Raw genomic sequence first — 20,877 nt, 5'->3', positions numbered from 1 at the left:
AAGACGCATCTGGTGAAGGACGCGCTGTGGACGCCGGCGCATACGCGGCTCTTGAAGCGCGCAGCCGGCTATCCGGAGGTCGAGCGCATCCTGGTCAATCCCGGCATCAAGAAGAAGCTTTGCGACACAGTCACCGGCGACCGCTCGTGGCTGCGCAAAATCAGACCGTTCTGGGGCCACGACTATCATTTCCACATGCGCATCGGCTGCCAACCGGGCTCGCCTTTCTGCAAGGGACAGGAGACGACGCCCGAGGACGACGGCTGCGGCAAGCCGCTTGCCTGGTGGTTCACCGAGGAACCCTGGCGCCCCAACAAGAACCCGGACGCACCCAAGGCGCGCGACCTGATGACGATGGCCAATTTGCCGAAACAATGCCAGGACGTTCTCTACGCGCCGGACGCGCCTTCGCTGGAAGCCGTGACCTACCATGGTGGCGGCGCGGCGGCGGTCGCGACAACCGACCCGGCTCCGCCCGAGCCGGCCGGGACGATCTCCAGCGAGGACGCGGCCCTACCATCGGCCGCGAGTGCCTTCACCCCAACGCCGAAGAACGGCATTCCGGTGCCGAGGCCAAGGCCGGGAAACTAGGGCCGAAGCGGCTTTTCACCGACGAAAGCCCGGACTGGAGCGGGACAGGGGCAAATCCCGCTCTATCTGTTGTCTTTAGCTGCATTTGCGCGACGCCAAGTGATTCCACTTGGCCGCAAAATGCTCTAGTCAACGACGAGGCGGCGAGAAGCGGCCGAGAACGGGGACGAGCAAGAGCATGGCAGGCGAAGACGAGACAGCACTGCGGTTTCCGGTCCTGATCGGCGATATCGGCGGCACCAATGCGCGCTTCTCGATCGTGCTCGACGCCAACTCCGAGGCCAGCGAGCCGCATATCGTCCAGACCGCCAATTTCGCCACCATCGACGAGGCGATACAGGCCGCGGTGCTCGACCGTTCGTCGATCCAGCCGCATTCGGCGGTGCTGGCGGTGGCCGGTCCGGTCGACGGCGACGAGATCCGGCTCACCAACTGCCCGTGGGTGGTCAAGCCGAAGCAGATGTTTGCCAATCTCGGCCTGAGCGAGATCGTCGTCGTCAACGATTTCGAGGCGCAGGCGCTGGCCGTCGTGGCGCTCGGCGAAGAGCACATGGAAAAGATCGGCGGCGGCACGGCCGAGCCCAATGCCGGGCGGGTGGTGCTTGGCCCGGGCACCGGGCTCGGCGTCGCCGGGCTGATCTACGCGCTGCGCCACTGGATACCGGTGCCGGGCGAGGGCGGGCATATGGATATCGGCCCGCGCACGCCGCGCGATTTCGAGGTGTTCCCGCATATCGAGAAGCTCGAGGGCCGTATTTCCGGCGAGCAGATCCTGTGCGGACGTGGGCTGGTCAACGTCTATCGCGCGGTGGCCAAGGCCGACGCAAGGCCGGCGCCGTTCACGACGCCTGCCGAAGTCACCGCTGCCGCGCTCGCCAAGACCGATCCGGTGGCCGAGGAAGCACTCGAACTCTTCGTCACCTGCCTCGGCCGCACGGCCGGCGACCTGGCCCTGGTGTTCAAGAGCCGTGGCGGCGTGTTCCTTACCGGCGGCATCGCGCAGAAGATCGTGCCGGCGCTGAAGGCCGGAAATTTCCGCGCCGCCTTCGAGGACAAGGCGCCGCACAGCGGGCTGATGCGCGAAATGCCGGTCTATGTCATCACCCATCCGCTGGCGGCGCTGCTCGGCCTTGCCGCCTATGCCAGGACCCCCTCGCTGTTCGGCGTCCAGACGGCGGGGCGGCACTGGCGGGCGTGAGCCCGCTCCTCGCGTTCGCGCTTCAAGGCGCGACGAAGTTTCGCACCAAGGCCATAGGCAAGCCGCTACCGGGGCGTTAAGAGAGGCGGCGTTTCCGGTCCTGCCGGGACGCGACACCAGAATCCACGGAACGCCGCCGATTTGAATCAGCCAACCACACACTCGAAAGCAAGACCTGGCGAAGTCACCTCTGTACTCCGTCGTATCGTCGCCGAGAACGGCTATGACCATCGCTGGTCCTATGCGGTCGTCATCGTCTGCTCATTGCTGGTTTCGGGCGCGACCACCTTTTCGGCCTGGGTAATGTCGCCGATGGTGAACGAGATCTTCTACGAACGGAGCGGCTACTCGGTCGTCTGGATCTGCGCCGGTATCATGGCCGCCTTCATGGTGCGCGGCTTCGCCGGTTACGGCCAAGCGGTGATTCTGGCCAGGATCGGCAACAATCTGATCGCCCGATATCAGAAGCGCACGTTCGACCAACTGATGAAGCTCGGCGTCAACTTCTACAACGACACACGCTCCGGCCGATTGGCGGCGCAGCTAGACGAGAATATTGGCGGTGTCCGCGATCTTTTGTCGTTGACGTTGATTTCGATTACCCGCGACGCCGTCACGCTGATCGGCCTGATCGCCCTCATGGTCTACCAGGATCCGCTGCTGTCGCTCAGTTCGCTGCTTATCGGACCGCCGTTGATCTGGGCCGTTGTCTACATCACGCGCAGGGTGCGCAAGATCAACCGGGAATCCGTGCTGATCAATTCGCGGCTGAGCGGGTCGGTCCAGGAGGCCACGCAAGGCATCGCCATCGTCAAGGCCTTCACCATGGAGGACGAGCTGGCGCGTCGTATCGGCATCATGGCCGACACGGCCGAGCAACGCAGCAACAAGATCGCCCGCGTCTCCGAACGGTTGGCGCCGATTTCCGACATGCTGGCCGGCCTCGCCGTCACCGCGGTAGTCGCATATTCCGGCTACCGGGCGCTGGCACTTGGTCAGCCGCCGGGGTCAGTCTTTTCCTTCATCACCGCGCTTATCCTGGCCTATGACCCGGCGCGGCGCCTAGCCCGCATGCAGGTCACGATGGAACGCGCACTGGTCAACGCGCGCATGATCTACGAATTGCTCGACCTGGAGCCGAAACAGGGCGATGCGCCCGATGCCGTCGAGGCCAGGATCACCACCGGCGAAGTTCGGTTCACCGATGTCAACTTCGGCTATGCCTCCGACATGCCGGTGCTGCGGAACGTGAGTTTCGTTGCGGCCGCAGGCAAGGTCACGGCCGTTGTCGGCGCGTCAGGCGCCGGCAAATCTACCTTGGTGGCGCTGTTGCAGCGCTTCTACGATGTCGACAGCGGCAGCATCGAGATCGACGGCCAGGACATCTCCAAGGTGACCAAGCGATCGCTGCGCGGCTCGATCGCCTATGTCTCGCAGGCGCCCTATCTCTTCGAAGGCACGATCCGCGACAACATCCGCTACGGCCGGCTTTCGGCCACCGACGCCGAGATCGAGCAGGCTGCGAAACTGGCCGCGGCCGACGAATTCATCCGCCAGCAGCCGCAAGGTTACGACACGCCGGTCGGCGAGAGCGGCGCGACGCTTTCGGGCGGCCAGCGCCAACGCGTCTCGATCGCCCGGGCCATCGTGCGCCAGGCGCCGATCCTGCTGCTCGACGAGGCCACCTCGGCGCTCGACAACGAGGCCGAGGCGCGCGTCCAGGAAGCGCTGACGCATGTCATGGAGGGCCGCACAACTATTGTCATCGCGCACCGGCTGTCGACGGTGGTCAATGCCGACCACATCATCGTGCTGGAAGAGGGCCGGCTGGTCGAGGAAGGCACGCATGCCTCGCTGATGGCCGACCCGCACAGCGCCTATGCCCGCTTCCACCGCGTGCAGGGCAAGAAGGGGCTTGGGCTTGTCGATGACGCCAAGCAGGGCCAAACTTCGCAGCGCGAGAAGCAGGCGGCCGGGAGAAACGCATGAGCGAAGCGGGTGACATGGGGCTGGTCGTGGTCGGCGCCGCCGGCCGCATGGGACAGACGCTGATCCGCGCCATCCACACCATGCCAGGTGCGCGTGTCGCCGGCGCCGTCGAGCGGCCGGACTCGCCGCATCTCGGCAAGGACGCCGGCGAGCTTGCCGGCATCGGTATCATCAACGTGCCGATCGTCGACGACCCGCTTCCGGCCTTCGCCAAGGCCGACGGGGTGCTGGACTTCACCGCGCCGGCAGCCAGCGTCGAATTCGCGGGCTATGCCGCGCAGGCGCGTATCGCGCACGTCATCGGCACCACCGGCTGCTCGGCCGAGGACAATGAGAAGATCGCCGCGGCCGCGCGCCATGCGACGATCGTCAAATCCGGCAATATGAGCCTTGGCGTCAACCTCCTGGCGGTGCTGGTGGAACAGGCGGCGCGGGCGCTCGGGCCGGAGGATTTCGACATCGAGATCCTCGAAATGCACCATCGGCACAAGGTGGACGCTCCGTCGGGAACGGCGCTGCTGCTGGGCGAAGCGGCGGCGAAGGGCCGGGAGATCGCGCTTCAGGACAACAGCGTGCGGGTACGCGACGGCCATACCGGCGTGCGCAAGGCCGGCTCGATCGGCTTCGCCACGCTGCGCGGCGGCTCCGTGGTCGGCGACCACTCGGTGATCCTGGCCGGCACCGGCGAACGCATCACGCTCTCGCACCAGGCCGAGGACAGGGCGATCTTCGCCCGCGGCGCGGTAAAAGCCGCACTTTGGGCCCGCGCGAAGAAGCCCGGACTTTATTCCATGCGGGACGTGCTCGGCTTGAGCTGAGCCTGTCCCTTTTCAAACCATCCCAGAGGAGCAAACATGTCGGGAACTCTCGTGCTCGTGCGCCACGGCCAGAGCGAATGGAACCTGAAGAACCTGTTCACCGGCTGGCGCGACGTCGATCTGACCGAGCAGGGCAACGCGGAAGCGCTGGCCGCCGGCGAGAAGCTCAAGGCGCGCGGGCTGAAGTTCGACATCGCCTACACCTCGGCGCTGAAGCGGGCGCAGGAGACCTGCCAGCATATCCTCGACGTGGTCGGCCAGAGCGACCTGAAGACGATCCGCGACCAGGCGCTCAACGAACGCGACTATGGCGACCTCTCCGGCCTCAACAAGGACGACGCGCGCAAGAAGTGGGGCGAGGAGCAGGTGCATATCTGGCGCCGTTCCTACGACATCGCGCCGCCCGGCGGCGAAAGCCTGAAGGACACCGGCGCGCGCGTGTGGCCCTATTACCTGCACGAGGTGCAGCCGCATGTGCTGCGCGGCGAGACGGTGCTGGTCGCCGCGCATGGCAATTCGCTGCGCGCCCTGATCATGGCGCTGGACGGCAAGAGCGGCGAGGAGATCGTCAAGCTCGAGCTCGGCACCGGCGTGCCGGTGATCTACAAGCTCAACGCTGATTCGACGGTGGCGTCGAAGGACGTGCTGGAGGGCTGAGGCAGCGCCCGAGCTGATTTTTGTTTTGTTGCATGTCGTTATCCCAAAACCGCTTCGCACTTTTGGGCGACATGCAATGAAAAAAGCGCGTTGACACACATCGTTTGCCCGCTTACATGAGCCCGCACCAGCCCAGATGGCGGAATTGGTAGACGCGCACGGTTCAGGTCCGTGTTCCGCAAGGAGTGGAGGTTCGAGTCCTCTTCTGGGCACCATCTTTTCCCGACTACCAACGGGATTTGCGCCTTCCATCTTATTGTTGTCTGGAGGCTCGCTGCCGTGACTTCGAAGTGTTGCGGCGTGCCAGAGTTCCGCCCCCGTTGCACCATTCGGCCCAGGTCACCGCATGGATACCCGGGTCAAGCCCGAGTATGACGACGGCATAGGGCCGCACCAACCTCCCCATCCGGCCAGTCCCTGAACAAACCGCTTCAAACCCGGTGAGCGCTTCGCTACGCTCGCGCCCATGGCCCCTACTGTCAGCCCGACCATCGCCTCGCGCCGCGACCAGATGTTCCCCATCCTCACCGATGCGGACATCGAACGCATGCGTCGCTTCGGCGAGGCGCGCGCCTATGCAGCCAGCGAACATATCGTCACGGCCGGCACGGTTTCGCCCGGCCTGATCGTCATCCTGTCGGGCAAGGTCGACATCACCCAGGCCGGTGGGATCGGGCCGCGCGAGCCGATCATCACCTACGGCCCCGGCAATTTCGTCGGCGAGCTGGCGCAGCTTTCAAGCCGGCCGTCGCTGGTCAATGCCGAGGCGAACGGACCGGTCGAGGCCATCGTCATCCCGTCACAGCGGCTGCGCGACCTGATGGTGCAGGAGGCCAATCTCGGCGAGCGCGTGATGCGGGCGCTGATCCTGCGGCGGGTCGGCCTGCTCGAAAGCGGCATCAGCGGACCGATCATCATCGGCCCGCCCGGCAATGGCGACGTGTTGCGGCTGGAGGGGTTCCTGCGCCGCAGCGGCCTGCCGCACCGCGCGCTCGATTCCAACACCGACCCTTGCGCCAAGACGCTGATCGAGCGCTTCCATGTCGACCCGCACCATCTGCCGATCGTTCTCTGTCCGAACGGCAAGCTGCAGCACAATCCCAGCGAGAACGAGCTCGCCCGCTGCGTCGGCCTGCTGCGGCCGATCGATGCCGACAAGGTCTATGACGTGGCGATCGTCGGCGCCGGGCCGGCAGGGCTGGCGGCGGCGGTGTACGCCGCCTCCGAAGGACTGTCGACGATCGTGCTCGACTGCCGCGCCTTCGGCGGGCAGGCCGGCGCTTCCTCGCGCATCGAGAACTATCTCGGCTTCCCGACCGGCATTTCGGGCATGGCGCTGATGGCGCGCGCCTACAACCAGGCGCAGAAATTCGGCGTCGAGATGGTGATCCCCGACGAGGCGAAGCTGCTCGGCTCGGCCGGCGACGGCACGCGCTATCGGCTCGATGTCGGCGACGGCGAGACGGTGCGGACGCGCACGGTGGTGATCGCCAGCGGCGCGCGCTACCGCCGGCTCGACATCGACAATCTTGCGCAGTTCGAGGGTACCTCGGTGCATTACTGGGCCTCGCCGATCGAGGCGCGGCTTTGCCGCGACCAGGAGGTGGCGCTGGTCGGCGCCGGTAACTCGGCCGGCCAGGCGGCTGTCTACCTGGCCAGCAATGTAAGAAAAGTGACGCTGCTGGCCCGGCGCGACAGCCTCGATGCCACCATGTCGCGCTACCTGGTCGAGCGCATCGAGGCGCAGCCGAACATCGAGGTGCTGACAGAAACGGAGATCGCCGCGCTGGAAGGGCAGGAAGGCAATCTCGAAGCGCTGCGCTGGCGCAACCGGGCAACCGGCGTGGAAACGACGCGCCCTATCCGCCATCTGTTCCTGTTCATCGGCGCCGATCCGAACACCGACTGGCTGGCCAACTGCGAGGTGGCGCTCGACGCCAAGGGCTTTGTCCGCACCGGGCCGGAGGTGGCGCCGGGACATGGGCTGATGGAGACGAGCCGCGGCGGCGTGTTTGCCATCGGCGACGTGCGCTGCGGCTCGACCAAGCGTGTGGCGGCCGCCGTCGGCGAGGGCGCCCAGGTGGTCGCGGCGCTGCATGCCTATCTGGCGCGGAATGGCGGCCGCGCCGCTGAGAGCTAAGCAGTGAAGCATAACCGGCGAGGAGAGCGTGATGGATGAGTGCGGGCATACCAAGGACATCAAGGACGTCACGCCGAGCGCGCTCGGTTGCGAGGAATGCCTGAAGAGCGGCTCCTGGTGGGTGCATCTCAGGCTGTGCCGCACCTGCGGCCATGTCGGCTGTTGCGACGACTCGCCCAACCGCCACGCCACCAAGCACTTCCATGCCACACAACACCCGGTGATCGAGGGTTACGACCCGCCCGAGGGTTGGGGCTGGTGCTATGTCGACGAAGTGTTCATCGACCTTGGCGAGCGCACCACACCGCAGAACGGCCCGATCCCGCGCTTCTACTGAGTTGCGCTCGACGCGAGCCGCTTCACGCGCCTGCGCCCGCGCCGGATACTCCCTCGCATCGACGCTCCCGCAGTCGCCAGCTGCAGCCTGAGCCATCTCAAGCCCCAGACCGGCGAGGTGCGGACCGCCGTGCGCCACCAGCGGCGATACTCCGGGATATCGACAAGGCAATCCCATGGCTTGCAGGCGCCGGAGAAGTGCAGCAGCCAGGGATCACGGCGCTGCTCCGCCGCGGCGGCCATCTGCTCGGCATTGGCATGGTGGCGGCGAGGCTCCCGCTCGAGATACCAGATCATGGCGTTCCAACGTGGATCGAGCAGCTCGATGCGGCCGTTGAGCAGCAGGTTGATCGCGTCCTGGTCGCGCCAGCGGAACCTGTGCGGATGATCCAGCACGAGCTGCCCAGCCCGCTCGCCGAACCGTTCGCGGCGCAGGGCGGCAAGGTCGAGCAGCAGGAGCCCTGAATTGACATAGGTGAAGTCGGCGGGGTCCCAGCCGAGCGCGTCGCGGACATGCAGCACATGGTCCGGCCTACCGGTGACCGCCTCTTCGGCCAAGGCCGCGTGCAGGCCGAAATCCTGCACCGCGGCCGCCACGGACCCGCCGAGATCGGTGGCGAGCAGCGGCCGGATGTCGGCCACCGCCAGGATGTCGGCATCGAGATAGAGAACCCGGTCGAGGTCGGGAAGGAACTCGCCGAGTTCGAGCCGCAGCAACGCCGCGGGCGTGACGTGATCGAACAGCGTGATATCGCGGAACCGGTTCTCGACGTAATGCACGAACAGCCGATGTGGGGCCACCCGCAGTGCTTCAAGGCGCCGCGACCGGCGGCTTGGCGTCTCCCCGTGAAACACATGGAAGGCAAGCGGCGGCCCGGGCGACAGATGCGCCACCACCGAGGCGATCGTCACCGCCGCCTGCTCGACATTTCCACCGTCGACGCAAAGAGCGACGTTGAGACAGGCCGTCATCCTGATCCGCTCAACTGGGGGACTCCAATCGATTTGTCAGTGGCCTTTGAGCATGGGCCGCTGACCGACGTAACCGATTCGGGTTTCTCCCGAAAAGCGCACCGCGCTTCGGTGCGCTCGGCACGCCGCCTATTTCACGGAGCTGGTGACGGTGCGGTCGATGCCGTCAGGAACGGATCTGCGCTCGTTGCCGGCGATGACGCCGATGATCAGCAGGCTGAGCAGGATCGGCACGAACAGGACGGCAACACGGGCCTGGACGTAAAGTATGGCGCGCCACTCGCTGCGCTTTTCGGGGCTGTCGTTCATCGTCCTCACTCTGTCCTGCCTCCCCGGGGCACGACATAGTTGCGAAGCGTTAAACAACCCCTTCCGATTCCGTTAACGCGCGGCTCGCGCAGCGCGCAAACCGGCGATCAGACGGCCGGCAGGGCGAACAACCTGCCGCCGGCCGGCACGACATCATCGATGCCGGCGAGCCTGAGACAATGCCAGGCCATGGCGTGGTTGGACGACGTGACGGGGATGCCGATGCGCTGTTCCAGCCCGGCGACCGCCTCGGCGACGCGCAGGCTGGTGCAGGAGATGAAGATCGCGTCCACGCCCGGCGCCTCGGCCATCTTCTCGGCCGCGGCCTCGATCGAGGCAAGCGAGATGCGGGCCGCCTCGCGGTCGTCGCGCCGGTCGAAGGTGGCGACGGCGGCGATGTCGAGGCCCCGCCCGGTGAAATAGCGCACGAGGCCCTGGTTGATCTCGGGCGCGTAGGGCGTGAGCAGGCCGATGCCCCTGGCGCCCAGCGCCTTGAACGCCGCTAGCGCCCCGGTGACGGGGGTCGTGCAGGCGACGCCGGGCCGGGCCTTCCTGATCTCGGCGAACACGGCCTCCTCGCCGAGCGTCATCGTCGCCGAGGTGCAGCCGAAACCGACGACATCGAGCGGGATGCTGGGCAGGATGAGGTCGACCGTCGGTGCGATCCTCGGGCCGATGGCGCGCAGCGTTTCGGGCGTGATGTCGTTGTCGTTGAAGAGGCGCGCCTCGTAGAATGCGACGCCCGGAATGCGCACCAGCGCGCGGAACTCATGCTCCAGCGTCTGGTCGGTGGCGAGGATCGCAAGCCCGATCGCCGCGCGCGAGGCGAGGCCGCCGTCGAGTTCGGAGGGCAGCACGCCGAGGTCGACCGGCTTGGGGCCGACCGGTCCGGAAGACTGAAGGCGGGTAGCAGCCGCGCTGACAGACATGGCATTCCCTTTCTTCTTGCCGGTCGCGTCGGACCGGCCTGTTCAATTCAAAAGACCATCCATGGAAATGGCCGGCTTGCGGCCGGCAATGAGATCGGCGGTGATGCGGGCCGAGCCGTGCGACATGGTCCAGCCGATGTGGCCGTGCCCGGTGTTGAGGTAGAGATTGCGCAGGCGCCGCCGCCCGAATGCGGGCAGGTTGTTCGGGGTCATCGGCCTCAGCCCCGCCCACATTTCGGCGCGGCCGTAATCGGCGCCCTCCGGATAGAGTTCCTCGGTCACGCCCTTCATGAAGGAAAAGTCGGCCGGCTTGTGGCTGGTGTCGTAGCCGGCGAATTCGGCCGTGGCGGTGACGCGCAACCGGTCGCCGAAGCGCGAGATGGCGACCAGATTGTGCTCGTCGATGCAGGCGATGGTCGGTGGCGCCGGCCGGTTGCCGATGGGGATGGTCAGCGAATAGCCTTTTATCGGGTAGATCGGCAGGTTGATGCCGATCCTGCCGGCGATCAGCGGGCTGTAGGAACCGAGCGCCAGCACATAGGCGTCGCCGTCGAAGCTCCCCTTGTCGGTCACCACTTCGGTGACGGCGTCGCCAGCAGTTTCGATGCCGGTGATCGTGGTTCCGGTGTGGATGGCGCCGCCGCGCTCGACGACTTTCGCCGCCAGCCCCCTGGTGAATTTCGCCGGGTCACCGGTCTCGTCCGTCGGGCAATAGATGGCGCCGGCGATCCTGTCCCTGGCCGATGCCAGCGCCGGATCGAGCGCGACGACGCCGTCGCGGTCGAGCACCTTGATCTCCTGCCCGTCGGATTCGAGCAGCTTCATGTGCTCGACGCCCTTGTCGAGCGCCTGCTGGCTGCGATGGAAATAAACGATGCCGCGCCCGTTGCGGTCGTAGTCGATCCGCTCGTCGGCGACGACCTCGTGCAGGACGGATTGCGAATAGGCGGCCAGCCGATGCTTGAGCAGCGTGTTGCGCCTGGCCTTCTCGGCCGTGCATTCCATCAGGAACAGCCACGACCAACTGTAGAGCCTGGGATCGGCCGAGAGCTTGAAGCGCAGCGCCTGGTCCTTCAACACCAGCGATTTCAAGAGGATCATCGGCGCCCTGGGCGACGACCAGACGAAGGAATGCCCCGGCGCGATCATGCCGGCATTGCCCCAGCTGGTCTCGGCGGCGACCTGACGCTGGCGCTCGAGGATGACGACCTCGTGCCCGTCCTTCTGCAGTTGATAGGCGGTGGTGACGCCGACAACGCCACCACCCAACACGATCACGCGCATGGCGCCTCCCGAGATCGCAAGCCGGCACAGTTTAGAGGGGATTCGGAAATTGCAAAGGCTGGACGTTTGGGCCAAGACCCAAACGCTGTGATGGTGGATGAAGCAGTGCCAATCGCAATCGTTGCCCGCTCAGAGCCTAACAACATAGGTGAATTGCGGGGACGTGAGCGTATTCCTGTTTCGTTCCAACCTACCTGCGGATAATCTAGGGTAGATTCGATTCTTTCGGGTTTGTCCAAATGAAGAAACGATATGCCGAATGGTTGAAATTAACAGCCGCCGCTGAGCCGGATCGTGCCCTGCCGCTCGTGCCAACGAGAGTTTTGGACTTGCCGGGATTCGATACGATTGAGCGAAAGCTTCTGCTCTACACTACCGCTCGAAGCGAGCTGCCGCCAGCGCTAGAGGTTGAGGTCAACGACCTTTCCAAGAAGACATTTGGCATTACGATGAGCGACACAATGTTCGCCTTTCCCGCCCACTACAATGCTTTGCATGAAGCGTCGCAAGAACGATGGGACATTGATGACGAATTTTATGAACACGAAGAAAAATATGAGACAAGTGAGGCCACCGACGACGAAGTGGTAGCCATACTTGCCGATCTTGGGCTCGACTTCAACGATAGTAGAGGGTTCCCTCTTCGTTGCACTAAGCTCTTCTCTCGCCAAGCCGAAGCAGCGGCGAAGGGATTGTTGGGCAAAATGCCAGATCGGGCAGCAGCCGACCTTGAGGTCTGGGGCAATGCCTTGGAAGAAGCTGCGCGGCTTCACATGAACAAGAAGCGATAGGGGTCAACCGTCTGGTAGTATTTCTGTTGATCTGAGTCGAGACTGTCAGGAATTTGGCAATGGGGATAAATGAAACCGAGCTACCTTCGATCCCGATGGAGCGTGTTTCCATGGTCGAAAGTATTCTGATCGACTGCGCTACAGGGGGGTCTTCACAGAATGACATTTACGAACACCTGCGGCGCGAGTTCGTGCAGAACGAAGAGTTCAAACCTCTGCTACCTGCGTTTGTTCGAACACACAGGAACCTGACTTCGTTCTGGGGTTGGATAAAACATCAAGTCGGAACCTATGCCGAACGCCGCCAGATAATAGCGGCAGGATTCACGCCACTCATGGACCATTTGGAAGGTAAGGGTTCGGCTCCGGGTGACAAACTCGTTTCAGAAGCATTGGAAACGTTCGATGCCGAAGGAGTTCATGCAGTTTGGAACAAGGCATTGGCAAGACGATCGTCGGATCCGGAAGGCGCCATAACGATCGCTCGGACTTTGCTGGAGACGGTGTGCAAGCGCATCCTAGATGAGTGTTCGATCTCTTATACGGACAAGGAGGATTTGCCGAAGCTCTATCAAATGGCTGCGAAAGCTCTCAATCTTGCACCGGACCAACATAGCGAGGAGCCAATCAAAGCCATTTTGGGGGGAGCTATGAACCTTGTGAACGGCATAGGCACCCTCCGCAATCGCCTCTCAGATTCTCATGGCAGAGGCGGCCGTCTGCCAGTCAAACCGTCTGCGCGTCATGCGAGCCTTGCCGTGAACACGGCCGGAGCCGTGGCGATGTTCCTAGTAGAGACGTATGTGGAAAGGCACATCCGCTTGAACGCCGCCTAGAGCAGCTTACTAGGGACGCTCAGTTCCCCAACGCCTGCTCCAGATCCGCGATCAGATCGTCCCCATCCTCGATTCCACACGACAGCCGCACCAGCGAATCCGAAATCCCGATCTCCCCACGCTTCTCCGCCGGAATGGAGCCGTGCGTCATCAGTGCCGGGTGCTCGATCAGGCTTTCGACGCCGCCGAGGCTTTCGGCCAGCGTGAAGAGCTGGGTGCGTTCGAGGAAGCGCTTGGTACCGGCGAGGTCGCGGTCGAGGTCGACCGAGATCATGCCGCCGAAGGCGTGCATCTGCTGGACGGCGATGGCGTGCTGCGGGTGGCTGGCGAGGCCGGGATAGAGGACCCGGCGCACGTCTTTTCGCGTCTCCAGCCATTGGGCAATCTTCAGGCCGTTGGCCGAATGACGCTCCATCCGCAGCGCCAGGGTTTTCAGGCCGCGCAGCGCCAGGAAACTGTCGAACGGGCTGGAAATGCCGCCGATTGCGTTCTGCAGGAATTTCAGCCGATCGGCGAGGTCCTTGTTGTCGCCGACGACCGCGACGCCGCCGACCATGTCGGAATGGCCGTTGAGATATTTCGTCACCGAATGGACGACGATGTCGATGCCGAGCTCCAGCGGGCGCTGGATGTAGGGGCTTGCAAACGTGTTGTCGGCGACGGTGATCAGGCCCTTGCGTCGTGCGAGCGCCGCCAAGGCTTCGAGATCGACGACGCGCAGCAGCGGATTGGTCGGCGTCTCGACCCAGAGCAGTTTCGTTTCCGGCCGGATCGCGGCCTCGACCGCGGCGAGGTCGGTGAAGTCGGCGAAGCTCACCTGCAAACCCGACGAGCGCTTGCGCACCCGCTCCATCAGCCGGAACGAACCGCCATAGATGTCGTCGGTGGCGACGACATGCGCGCCGGCGTCGAAAAGCTCCAGCACCGTGCCGATCGCCGCCAGGCCAGACGCGAAGGCGAAGGCGGCGGAGCCGCTTTCGAGGTCGGCCACGGCGCGCTCGAAGGCGAAGCGCGTCGGGTTCTGGCTGCGCGCGTATTCGAAGCCTTTGTGCACGCCGGGCGACTGCTGGCCGTAGGTGGAGGTGGCGTATATCGGCACCATCACCGCGCCGGTGGTCGGATCGAGTTGCTGGCCGCCATGCACGGTGCGGGTGGAGAAGGCCAGGCGGTTCTTGCCGTTCGAAGTCATCTTGCGCGACGCCTCAGATGGTTGATCAGGTCGATACGGGTTATCAGGCCGACGAACTCGTCGCCATCGAAGACGATGGCGACCTCGTTGCGATCGAAGACCGGCAGCAGCGCATCCAGCGTCTGGCTGGCCTGCAGGGTGTGAAGGTTCGACGTCATGGCCGTGCGGACCGGCGCGTTGAAGCGGTCCCAGCGACCGTCATAGGGGCCGTCGACCCTGGCGAGGATATCGCTCTCGTCGACGATGCCGACCAGCTTGCCCTCGTCGAGCACCGGCAGCTGCGAGACATCGGAACGGCGCATGCGGCCATAGGCGTTGAGCAGGCTTTCGTCCGGGCCGACGACGACGATGTCGCCGGTGCGGGGCGAGCGCATCACCAAGTCGCGCAGGTCGCCATGCTGCTCGTGGTCGGCAAGGCCCTGCTCGGCCAGCCAGATATCGTCGAAGACCTTCGAGAGATACTTGTTGCCGCTGTCGCAGACGAAGGTGACGACGCGTTTCGGCGACGTCTGCTCGCGGCAATAGCGAAGCGCCGCGGACAAAAGCGTGCCGGACGACGAGCCGGCGAGGATGCCTTCGCGCGACAGGAGATCGCGCACGGCCAGCATGCTCTGCTTGTCAGGGATGGAATAGGCTTTCCTGACCAGGGACAGGTCGGCATTGGGCGGAACGAAATCCTCGCCGATGCCTTCTACGGTCCAGCTGCCCGCTTCCTCCATCTTGCCAGTCTTGATCAGCGGCGCCAGCACCGAGCCCACCGGGTCGGCCAGCACCATCTCGGTCTTCGGCGAATGTTTCGCGAAATAGCGGCCAAGCCCGCTGAGCGTGCCGCCGGAGCCAACGCCGACCACCACCGCGTCGACATCGCCGTGGAGCTGCGAGAAGATTTCCGGGCCGGTGGTTGTCTGGTGCGCCAGCGGATTGGCCGGATTGGCGAACTGGTTGGCGTAGAAGGCGCCTGGAAGCTCGGCGGCGATCTTCTCGGCCATGTCCTGGTAATATTCCGGATGGCCCTTGCCGACATCGGAGCGGGTCATGCGCACCTCGGCGCCCAGCGCGCGCAGATGCTGGATCTTTTCGCGCGACATCTTGTCGGGCACGACGAGGATGATGCGGTAGCCTTTCGGGATGCCGACCTGGGCAAGGCCGAGGCCGGTGTTGCCGGCGGTGGCCTCGACGATGGTGCCGCCGCGCTTCAGCCTGCCGTCCTTTTCGGCAGCCGCGATCATCGACAGCGCGATGCGGTCCTTGATCGAGCCGCCGGGATTTTGGCTTTCCAGCTTAATGAACAGCCGGCACTTGCCGGTGTCGAATTTGGTCAGCTCGACGATCGGCGTCTGGCCGATCAGGTCGAGCACCGAGGCGTAAGGCGGACGCAGACGAGAAAGATTGATCTCCTCTCCGTCCGGCGCCGCTTTGCTCTGCTCGCTCATGTCCGCTGCTCCACGGGTCGAAACTAGTGTCTTTTCCAGCCGATCGCTGTTGGAAAGAAGATAGATCGTGCCAATCCGGCGGCGAGTGGAGGAATGGAATTCCATAAAACGCGAGCGACCGCCTGCCAGCAACGCTGAAAATTCTAGAGTTGGCGGGGCAGCGTCCCCTCGACAGAAACTCACCCCAGCAGCTGTTTGCTCAACCTGGCGCACTGGACGCGGATGTCGGGGATGGCGTCGATCTCGAAGAAGGTGCCGCGCGTCAGCGGCCCGACGGCGAGGACCCGCGAGGAAATCGTGCCGTCGGCTGCGATGATTTCGCATTTGGCGGTGACATCCAGGCCGAGGCGCAGCGGGTCCGGCCTCGCAAGGCCACGCTCGACCAGCGTGCGCACGACACCGTTCGAGGTGGTGGAGATATCGCGGGCAATGCCCATGCAATCATAGATGCGGGCGACATCGAGCGTTTCGAGCGCCTGGGTGCCGCGCTGCTGGATATCGACGGCGAAGCTCCCGCCTGGCCTGACATCGACAACGCGTCCGGCAACGAGGCGAATGCGACCCGACCGTACCGCTCCGGTAATACGCTCATACACCTCCGGCGCCATGCGGTGGCGGTGGATGTCCCACCAGGCCTTGGTGTGCTCGACGAAGCGTCGCTTGGCGGAGGAGGGCCAGTTCTGCCAGATCGTCTGGTTGAACGGCCTCAGGCCGTCGACGACGTCGCGCCAGTCGCCGCCGGCCTGCTGGTTCTCGCGGATCAGGTTGCGGAACCAGCCGACGAAATAGGAAAGCTGGGTGCCGAGCGGGATGTCGGCGATATCGAGCTTGATCGGATTGCCCTTGCGGTGCGGCGACGGCAGCAGGCCGCGCCGCGACACCGCGACGATCTCGCCGCGATGGCCGCGCTGGTCGAGCGACAGGAAGGCATCGACCATGCTCAAGCCCGTGCCCAGCAGCAGCACCCGGGCCTCAGGTTCGAGCGCGGCGTCGGCCTCCGAGCCCATGCGAACGGCGCGGCCCTGGAAGGCGCCCGGCTGCTCGTCATGGCCGGTGGCGAGCACAGCCAGGTGGCCGACGACGCTGGTGCCGTTGGCCAGGGCCACATCGACGCCCGAAGGCGTCGGCGAGATCGACAGGGTTTCCTCGCGGATCAGGCGGAGCCGGCCGCTCTCGCGCTCGCGCTCCTCGAGATCGTCGAGCAGTTCCTTCAGATAGCGGGCATACAGACTACGCGGCGCGTAGAACGGCCCACCGTCGGGATCGGCGAGACCGCGCTCCAGCACCCAGCGGGCGAAGTTTTCCGGATCGTCCGCGTAGGCGCTCATGCCGGAGGCCTTGACGTTCAGCACATGGGCGGAGAGCAGCGTCGAATAAGCCATGCCCTGGCCGAAATGCGGGCGCTTCTCGATCAGGGTCACGCGCAGGTCGGGATTGGGCGATTTCATAAGATGCGCGGCCAGCACGACGCCGCTGGCGCCGCCGCCGACAATGATGATGGAGTTGCCGCGTCCAACCATGGCTGAGATTCAGGAACGTCGCGTCGCGGTCAGCGCGCGGTAGGCGGCCGGCGCCGCGGGTCGCGAACGATCGCCGAAATGCTGTTCAAGTGGTCGCGCATCGTTCTCTCACTCCCAATGTTGATAAGATTACTATACTAACCGGGCCACGCACGAAACCGGGTTTCCAATTCGCTGGCGATTTGGAGCATGGCTTACCGACATAAGGGTGACAGTAGGGATTTTTCGCTCGCTGGGTACCGTAGGAAAGCTGCATCCGCGCGCCGTCGCCGTGGCGCCGTCTATGGCGATGCGCCGATCGGCGTCGACGGACGCCGCAACGTGACCCAAGTCGGCGAAGCCGGCGGCAAAGGCAGCGTGAAGGTATTGAATCTTTCAGCGCCGGCGGGGCAGCCGGCGTTAGGGCTTCTCAACCGCAGTTGTCACCATCAGATGCGTGAGCGGTTCGCCCAGCGAAGACCCAGCAGCCCAACCAGCATCGTGACGATCCCGATGTAGAGCCACTGCTTCTGGCCGGTCATGAAGCTGCCCTGGACAAGACCGAAGCCCTGCAGCGACCACAACAGCCCGATAGCCAGCACAATCAGCGCCAGCAGATTTCTGATAAGTCGCATCCGGAGGGGCTCCTGGAAAGTCGATCGTTAACGGCGATGCAGGCGCAACAGAGCAGGCAAAGGAAGCGAAGCAGTCGCTTCCCACTGTACTTGCGAAACGACGGCCGATCCGACTCAACACTTCCCGCACATCGGCGCGATGTTCATGAAGAATACGCTCTCGCGGTCCGGAAATGTCATGACAAACTGTTTCGCGGCGACTCCAAACGTGTGCCTTTGCCATGGAACCGCCAGATGCCCGCCGCATTTCCTGCCTCAATCGACACTTAGGCGGGGCTGTCTGTAAACGGAGCCACCCCCAAAAGATGAAGAAAACGAACCAGACCGCGCTTGTCGCGGTGACGATCGCGGCTGGCCTGATGGCCGGCGCCTCGACCGCCTCCTCGGCCGCCGCCCAGTGCGGTCGCGCTTCCTGGTATGCGCTGCATTCGCGGACCGCCTCGGGCGAACGCATGAATCCCTCGGCCCTGACCGCGGCGCATCGCACCTTGCCTTTCGGCACCAAGCTCAAAGTCACCAACAAGAACAATGGCCGCAGCGTCATCGTGCGCATCAACGATCGCGGGCCGTTCGTCCGGGGCCGCGTGCTCGACCTTTCCCGCGGCGCGGCCAACCAGCTGGGATTCGTCGGTTCGGGCCAGACCGCCATCTGCATGGCGCGCGTCTGACAAATCAATGCCGGGCCATGATCTCCCTGAGGCCGGAATCTGGTTCGGAGATCATGGTCTGGCGTCCGGCAAGAGGGCCGGACACATTAGTTTCACACTTCGGCGCCGCACACTGAGCCGGCTCGACCGTCCAAAGGCTGATTTACAACACTTTGGACCAAAGACGCATTGGTCACGCCACGTGACGTATTGCATCGCAACAATATCTTGTTAACCTCGCCGCGAGACATTCAAGGCTCGGCGCTGCTCGTCGTCCCTTCGGTCGCGAGCATGCAGCGGGGTTTTCGATGTTCTACCAGCTCTACGAATTGAACCATGCGGCGCTGCAGCCGGCTCGCCTCTATGCCGACGCGGTGCGGTTCTTCTACTCGAACCCGCTCAATCCGGTTTCGCACACGCCCCTCGGCCGCTCGATAGCGGCTACCGCCGAGCTCTTCGAACGCACCACGCGCCGCTACAGCAAGCCGCAGTTCGGGCTGGCGAAGACCGTGGTCGACTGGAAGACGGTCGACGTGACCGAAAAGACGGTCTGGTCGAAGCCATTCTGCAATCTCCTGCGCTTCGAGCGCGCCCTGCCCGCCGGCCGCAAGCCCGATCCGAAGCTGCTGATCGTGGCGCCGATGTCGGGCCACTACGCGACGCTGCTGCGCGGCACGGTCGAGGCGATGCTGCCTTATGCCGATGTGCACATCACCGACTGGGTCGACGCCCGCATGGTGCCGTTGTCGAAGGGCAGCTTCGACCTCGACGACTACATCGAATACGTCATCGAGATGTTCCATGCCTTGGGCCCGGATACCCATGTCATGGCGGTCTGCCAGCCCTCCGTCCCGGTGCTGGCCGCGGTGGCGCTGATGGAAAAGCGCGGCGATCCCTTCGTGCCGTCGACGATGACGCTGATGGGCGGCCCGATCGACACCCGCAGCAACCCGACCGCAGTCAACCTGCTGGCCGAGGAGAAGGGCATCGCCTGGTTCCGCGACAATGTCGTCATGCGGGCGCCCTGGCCGGTGCCCGGCTTCGGCCGGGAGGTCTATCCCGGCTTCCTGCAGCTCTCGGGCTTCATGAGCATGAACCTCGACCGCCACATCATCGCGCACAAGGACTTCTTCATGCACCTTGTGAAGCATGACGGCGACAGCGCCGAGAAGCACCGCGACTTCTATGACGAATATCTGGCAGTGATGGACCTGACGGCGGAGTTCTACCTGCAGACCGTCGATACCGTATTCGTGCGCCACGCCCTGCCGAAAGGCGAGATGAAGCATCGCGGCGAAGCCGTCGATCCGTCGGCGATCCGCAACGTCGCGCTGTTCACTGTCGAAGGCGAGAACGACGACATTTCCGGCCTCGGCCAGACCCAGGCCGCGCACGACCTTTGCGTGAACATCCCGGCCGACAGGCATGCGCACTACATGCAGCCGGCGGTCGGCCACTATGGCGTCTTCAACGGCTCGCGCTTCCGCTCGGAGATCGTGCCCCGCATCGTCGACTTCGTCACCAGCTATGGCCGGCAGAACCGTGTTGCCGCGAAGCCGAGGCTGGTCCGCTCCGCCGCCAAGGGCTGAGCGAAAAGCGGTTCGATCCAGCGGCTTTTTCGCGGCCGCCGGACCGCCCTGTTGCACAATAGACGCTGTCGGAGCCGCGCCGGTAACCATGCCGGCAACGGGGTTGTTGTCCCTAATTGACACGAAGTGTAAATCGCCTTTAACGTTTCGTTAATAAACAGGGCGAGCGGGGACAATGACTTCCTCACCGATGGCGCGGGTGTTGCGCTTATGCGCGGCCGTGGGGCTGGCGATTTCGGCTCACTGGGCAGTGCCTGCCTGGGCGGCCGGCGCCATGGCCACGGGTGGCCTGACCTCGCAACCGATCGGGCACTACGACTTCTGCAAGCTCCATGCCGACGAATGCTCGATCCACCCGACGGATCTTGAGCCCGCCAGGATGACCGACGCGTTTTGGCGAAAGATCACCACCGTGAGCGCCGAGGTCAACGCCGCCGTCAAGCCGATGAGCGATCTCGACCATTACGGCAAGGACGAGGTCTGGGCCTATCCGGATGACGGTTACGGCGATTGCGAGGATTATGTGCTGGAGAAGCGGCGCCAGCTTTCCCGCATGGGCATTTCGCTCGCCGACCTGCTGATCACGGTGGTGCGCAAGCCGGACGGCGAGGGCCATGCCGTGCTGACCGTGCGCACCGACAAGGGCGACTACATCCTCGACAATCTGACCGACAAGGTCAAAGCCTGGGACGCCACCGGCTACCGCTACCTCAAGCGACAGGCGATCGACAACACCGGCCGCTGGGTTTCGATCCGTGACGGTCAGCAGGTGCTGGTCGGAGCGGTGCAGTAGGCTCTCGCCCTACGCGCGCAACGCGGCTCGGATCGACGCGCTGAGGCGGCGCAACTCCGCTTCGTCGAGCTTTTCGATGCTCTCGGCCAACAGATTGGCCAGCTCTGTCGCCGCCGGCGACAGGCCTGACGTGTCGATCCTGACCCTGGGGTGCGAGGTCTCGGCGAGGCGCGCAAGATCCTCGGCATCGTCCCAGATGATGTTGAAATAGCCGATGATCTTCTGGATCAGCGTCCAGGTCG

The 20,877-nt window shown here is 64.4% G+C and carries 20 protein-coding genes, 1 tRNA gene and 1 pseudogene; 13 read left to right on the top strand and 9 right to left on the bottom strand.

Annotated features, from left to right (window positions below):
• From Q0L57_RS20505 to Q0L57_RS20470, 8 genes are all read left to right on the top strand, one after another.
• Nucleotides 1–591: penicillin-insensitive murein endopeptidase (locus Q0L57_RS20505; protein ID WP_296744857.1), on the top strand; the 591-nt coding region annotated here is incomplete at its 5' end.
• A 178-nt stretch (nucleotides 592–769) separates the two neighbouring features.
• A complete protein-coding gene (locus Q0L57_RS20500; RefSeq protein WP_296744856.1) occupies nucleotides 770–1,789 on the top strand; it encodes a glucokinase in 1,020 nt (339 codons plus the stop codon).
• 141 nt (nucleotides 1,790–1,930) lie between these two features.
• Entirely contained in the window at nucleotides 1,931–3,778 is a 1,848-nt protein-coding gene (locus Q0L57_RS20495) for an ABC transporter ATP-binding protein (RefSeq protein ID WP_296744855.1), read from the top strand.
• On the top strand, nucleotides 3,775–4,596 hold the full coding sequence (gene dapB, locus Q0L57_RS20490) for a 4-hydroxy-tetrahydrodipicolinate reductase (RefSeq protein ID WP_296744854.1): 822 nt from the start codon (nucleotides 3,775–3,777) through the stop codon (nucleotides 4,594–4,596). The genes Q0L57_RS20495 and dapB overlap by 4 nt, the downstream gene beginning before the upstream one ends.
• A gap of 36 nt (nucleotides 4,597–4,632) precedes the next feature.
• A complete protein-coding gene (locus Q0L57_RS20485; RefSeq protein WP_296744853.1) occupies nucleotides 4,633–5,253 on the top strand; it encodes a 2,3-bisphosphoglycerate-dependent phosphoglycerate mutase in 621 nt (206 codons plus the stop codon).
• Between the two features lie 130 nt (nucleotides 5,254–5,383).
• Nucleotides 5,384–5,468 (top strand) — tRNA-Leu (locus Q0L57_RS20480).
• Between the two features lie 251 nt (nucleotides 5,469–5,719).
• Nucleotides 5,720–7,393 (top strand): cyclic nucleotide-binding domain-containing thioredoxin-disulfide reductase, encoded by a 1,674-nt coding sequence (locus Q0L57_RS20475; RefSeq protein ID WP_296744852.1) that lies wholly within the window; start codon nucleotides 5,720–5,722, stop codon nucleotides 7,391–7,393.
• A gap of 31 nt (nucleotides 7,394–7,424) precedes the next feature.
• Nucleotides 7,425–7,730 (top strand): UBP-type zinc finger domain-containing protein, encoded by a 306-nt coding sequence (locus Q0L57_RS20470; protein ID WP_296744851.1) that lies wholly within the window; start codon nucleotides 7,425–7,427, stop codon nucleotides 7,728–7,730.
• On the opposite strand, the gene Q0L57_RS20465 is transcribed toward Q0L57_RS20470, so the two are convergent.
• From Q0L57_RS20465 to Q0L57_RS20450, 4 genes are all read right to left on the bottom strand, one after another.
• Complete coding sequence (locus tag Q0L57_RS20465; RefSeq protein WP_296744850.1) at nucleotides 7,724–8,701, bottom strand: glycosyltransferase family 8 protein; 978 nt, start codon at nucleotides 8,699–8,701, stop codon at nucleotides 7,724–7,726. The two genes, Q0L57_RS20470 and Q0L57_RS20465, sit on opposite strands and share 7 nt — an antisense overlap.
• A 129-nt stretch (nucleotides 8,702–8,830) precedes the next feature.
• Entirely contained in the window at nucleotides 8,831–9,010 is a 180-nt protein-coding gene (locus Q0L57_RS20460) for a hypothetical protein (RefSeq protein ID WP_296744849.1), read from the bottom strand.
• A 107-nt stretch (nucleotides 9,011–9,117) separates the two neighbouring features.
• Nucleotides 9,118–9,939 (bottom strand): aspartate/glutamate racemase family protein, encoded by an 822-nt coding sequence (locus Q0L57_RS20455; protein ID WP_296744848.1) that lies wholly within the window; start codon nucleotides 9,937–9,939, stop codon nucleotides 9,118–9,120.
• Between the two features lie 42 nt (nucleotides 9,940–9,981).
• The gene (locus Q0L57_RS20450; RefSeq protein ID WP_296744847.1) at nucleotides 9,982–11,223 is read right to left on the bottom strand and encodes a D-amino acid dehydrogenase; all 1,242 of its coding nucleotides are present in this window, start codon (nucleotides 11,221–11,223) and stop codon (nucleotides 9,982–9,984) included.
• Between the two features lie 239 nt (nucleotides 11,224–11,462).
• Between Q0L57_RS20450 and Q0L57_RS20445 the strand changes: the two genes are divergently transcribed.
• A complete protein-coding gene (locus Q0L57_RS20445) occupies nucleotides 11,463–12,014 on the top strand; it encodes a hypothetical protein (protein WP_296744846.1) in 552 nt (183 codons plus the stop codon).
• A gap of 59 nt (nucleotides 12,015–12,073) precedes the next feature.
• Entirely contained in the window at nucleotides 12,074–12,850 is a 777-nt protein-coding gene (locus Q0L57_RS20440) for an abortive infection family protein (RefSeq protein WP_296744845.1), read from the top strand.
• Between the two features lie 19 nt (nucleotides 12,851–12,869).
• On the opposite strand, the gene Q0L57_RS20435 is transcribed toward Q0L57_RS20440, so the two are convergent.
• The 4 genes from Q0L57_RS20435 to Q0L57_RS20420 form a co-directional block, all read right to left on the bottom strand.
• Nucleotides 12,870–14,039, bottom strand: coding sequence for a PLP-dependent aspartate aminotransferase family protein (locus tag Q0L57_RS20435; protein ID WP_296744844.1), 1,170 nt, complete (start codon nucleotides 14,037–14,039; stop codon nucleotides 12,870–12,872).
• Entirely contained in the window at nucleotides 14,036–15,472 is a 1,437-nt protein-coding gene (locus Q0L57_RS20430) for a pyridoxal-phosphate dependent enzyme (RefSeq protein WP_296744843.1), read from the bottom strand. Before Q0L57_RS20430 ends, Q0L57_RS20435 begins: the two co-directional genes overlap by 4 nt.
• Before the next feature lie 179 nt (nucleotides 15,473–15,651).
• Nucleotides 15,652–16,992, bottom strand: a complete 1,341-nt coding sequence (locus Q0L57_RS20425) for an FAD/NAD(P)-binding protein (protein WP_296744842.1) — start codon at nucleotides 16,990–16,992, stop codon at nucleotides 15,652–15,654.
• Between the two features lie 428 nt (nucleotides 16,993–17,420).
• Nucleotides 17,421–17,606 carry a hypothetical protein gene (locus Q0L57_RS20420; RefSeq protein WP_296744841.1) on the bottom strand — a complete coding sequence of 62 codons (186 nt, stop codon included), beginning with the start codon at nucleotides 17,604–17,606 and terminating at the stop codon, nucleotides 17,421–17,423.
• A 305-nt stretch (nucleotides 17,607–17,911) separates the two neighbouring features.
• On the opposite strand from Q0L57_RS20420, the gene Q0L57_RS20415 reads away from it, so the two are divergent.
• The 3 genes from Q0L57_RS20415 to Q0L57_RS20405 all read left to right on the top strand — a co-directional run bounded on the left by Q0L57_RS20415 (nucleotide 17,912) and on the right by Q0L57_RS20405 (nucleotide 20,635).
• The gene (locus Q0L57_RS20415) at nucleotides 17,912–18,274 is read left to right on the top strand and encodes a septal ring lytic transglycosylase RlpA family protein (protein WP_296744840.1); all 363 of its coding nucleotides are present in this window, start codon (nucleotides 17,912–17,914) and stop codon (nucleotides 18,272–18,274) included.
• A gap of 287 nt (nucleotides 18,275–18,561) precedes the next feature.
• On the top strand, nucleotides 18,562–19,842 hold the full coding sequence (locus Q0L57_RS20410; RefSeq protein ID WP_296744839.1) for a polyhydroxyalkanoate depolymerase: 1,281 nt from the start codon (nucleotides 18,562–18,564) through the stop codon (nucleotides 19,840–19,842).
• A gap of 175 nt (nucleotides 19,843–20,017) precedes the next feature.
• Nucleotides 20,018–20,635: a transglutaminase-like cysteine peptidase gene (locus Q0L57_RS20405; protein WP_296744838.1), complete on the top strand. Its 618-nt coding sequence runs from the start codon at nucleotides 20,018–20,020 to the stop codon at nucleotides 20,633–20,635.
• 9 nt (nucleotides 20,636–20,644) lie between these two features.
• On the opposite strand, the pseudogene Q0L57_RS20400 reads toward Q0L57_RS20405, so the two are convergent.
• Nucleotides 20,645–20,877 (bottom strand): annotated as a pseudogene (locus Q0L57_RS20400) (transcriptional regulator); the annotation flags it as partial.

Origin of the sequence: Mesorhizobium sp., assembly GCF_024509055.1 — a bacterium.
GTDB lineage: Bacteria > Pseudomonadota > Alphaproteobacteria > Rhizobiales > Rhizobiaceae > Mesorhizobium.
Note: the sequence above shows the minus strand (reverse complement) of the source record. Positions and strands in the feature narration are given on the sequence as shown.

Bases quoted from the DNA above. Each gene is read 5' to 3' on its own strand.
- Q0L57_RS20500 (WP_296744856.1), top strand. From the start codon at position 770: ATGGCAGGCGAAGACGAGACAGCACTGCGGTTTCCGGTCCTGATCGGC.
- Q0L57_RS20470 (WP_296744851.1), top strand. From the start codon at position 7,425: ATGGATGAGTGCGGGCATACCAAGGACATCAAGGACGTCACGCCGAGC.
- Q0L57_RS20415 (WP_296744840.1), top strand. From the start codon at position 17,912: ATGAAGAAAACGAACCAGACCGCGCTTGTCGCGGTGACGATCGCGGCT.
- Q0L57_RS20460 (WP_296744849.1), bottom strand. From the start codon at position 9,010: ATGAACGACAGCCCCGAAAAGCGCAGCGAGTGGCGCGCCATACTTTAC.
- Q0L57_RS20445 (WP_296744846.1), top strand. From the start codon at position 11,463: ATGAAGAAACGATATGCCGAATGGTTGAAATTAACAGCCGCCGCTGAG.
- Q0L57_RS20430 (WP_296744843.1), bottom strand. From the start codon at position 15,472: ATGAGCGAGCAGAGCAAAGCGGCGCCGGACGGAGAGGAGATCAATCTT.
- Q0L57_RS20475 (WP_296744852.1), top strand. From the start codon at position 5,720: ATGGCCCCTACTGTCAGCCCGACCATCGCCTCGCGCCGCGACCAGATG.
- Q0L57_RS20420 (WP_296744841.1), bottom strand. From the start codon at position 17,606: ATGCGACTTATCAGAAATCTGCTGGCGCTGATTGTGCTGGCTATCGGG.
- Q0L57_RS20410 (WP_296744839.1), top strand. From the start codon at position 18,562: ATGTTCTACCAGCTCTACGAATTGAACCATGCGGCGCTGCAGCCGGCT.
- Q0L57_RS20440 (WP_296744845.1), top strand. From the start codon at position 12,074: ATGGGGATAAATGAAACCGAGCTACCTTCGATCCCGATGGAGCGTGTT.
- Q0L57_RS20435 (WP_296744844.1), bottom strand. From the start codon at position 14,039: ATGACTTCGAACGGCAAGAACCGCCTGGCCTTCTCCACCCGCACCGTG.
- Q0L57_RS20465 (WP_296744850.1), bottom strand. From the start codon at position 8,701: ATGACGGCCTGTCTCAACGTCGCTCTTTGCGTCGACGGTGGAAATGTC.
- Q0L57_RS20455 (WP_296744848.1), bottom strand. From the start codon at position 9,939: ATGTCTGTCAGCGCGGCTGCTACCCGCCTTCAGTCTTCCGGACCGGTC.
- Q0L57_RS20425 (WP_296744842.1), bottom strand. From the start codon at position 16,992: ATGGTTGGACGCGGCAACTCCATCATCATTGTCGGCGGCGGCGCCAGC.
- Q0L57_RS20405 (WP_296744838.1), top strand. From the start codon at position 20,018: ATGACTTCCTCACCGATGGCGCGGGTGTTGCGCTTATGCGCGGCCGTG.
- Q0L57_RS20450 (WP_296744847.1), bottom strand. From the start codon at position 11,223: ATGCGCGTGATCGTGTTGGGTGGTGGCGTTGTCGGCGTCACCACCGCC.
- dapB (WP_296744854.1), top strand. From the start codon at position 3,775: ATGAGCGAAGCGGGTGACATGGGGCTGGTCGTGGTCGGCGCCGCCGGC.
- Q0L57_RS20485 (WP_296744853.1), top strand. From the start codon at position 4,633: ATGTCGGGAACTCTCGTGCTCGTGCGCCACGGCCAGAGCGAATGGAAC.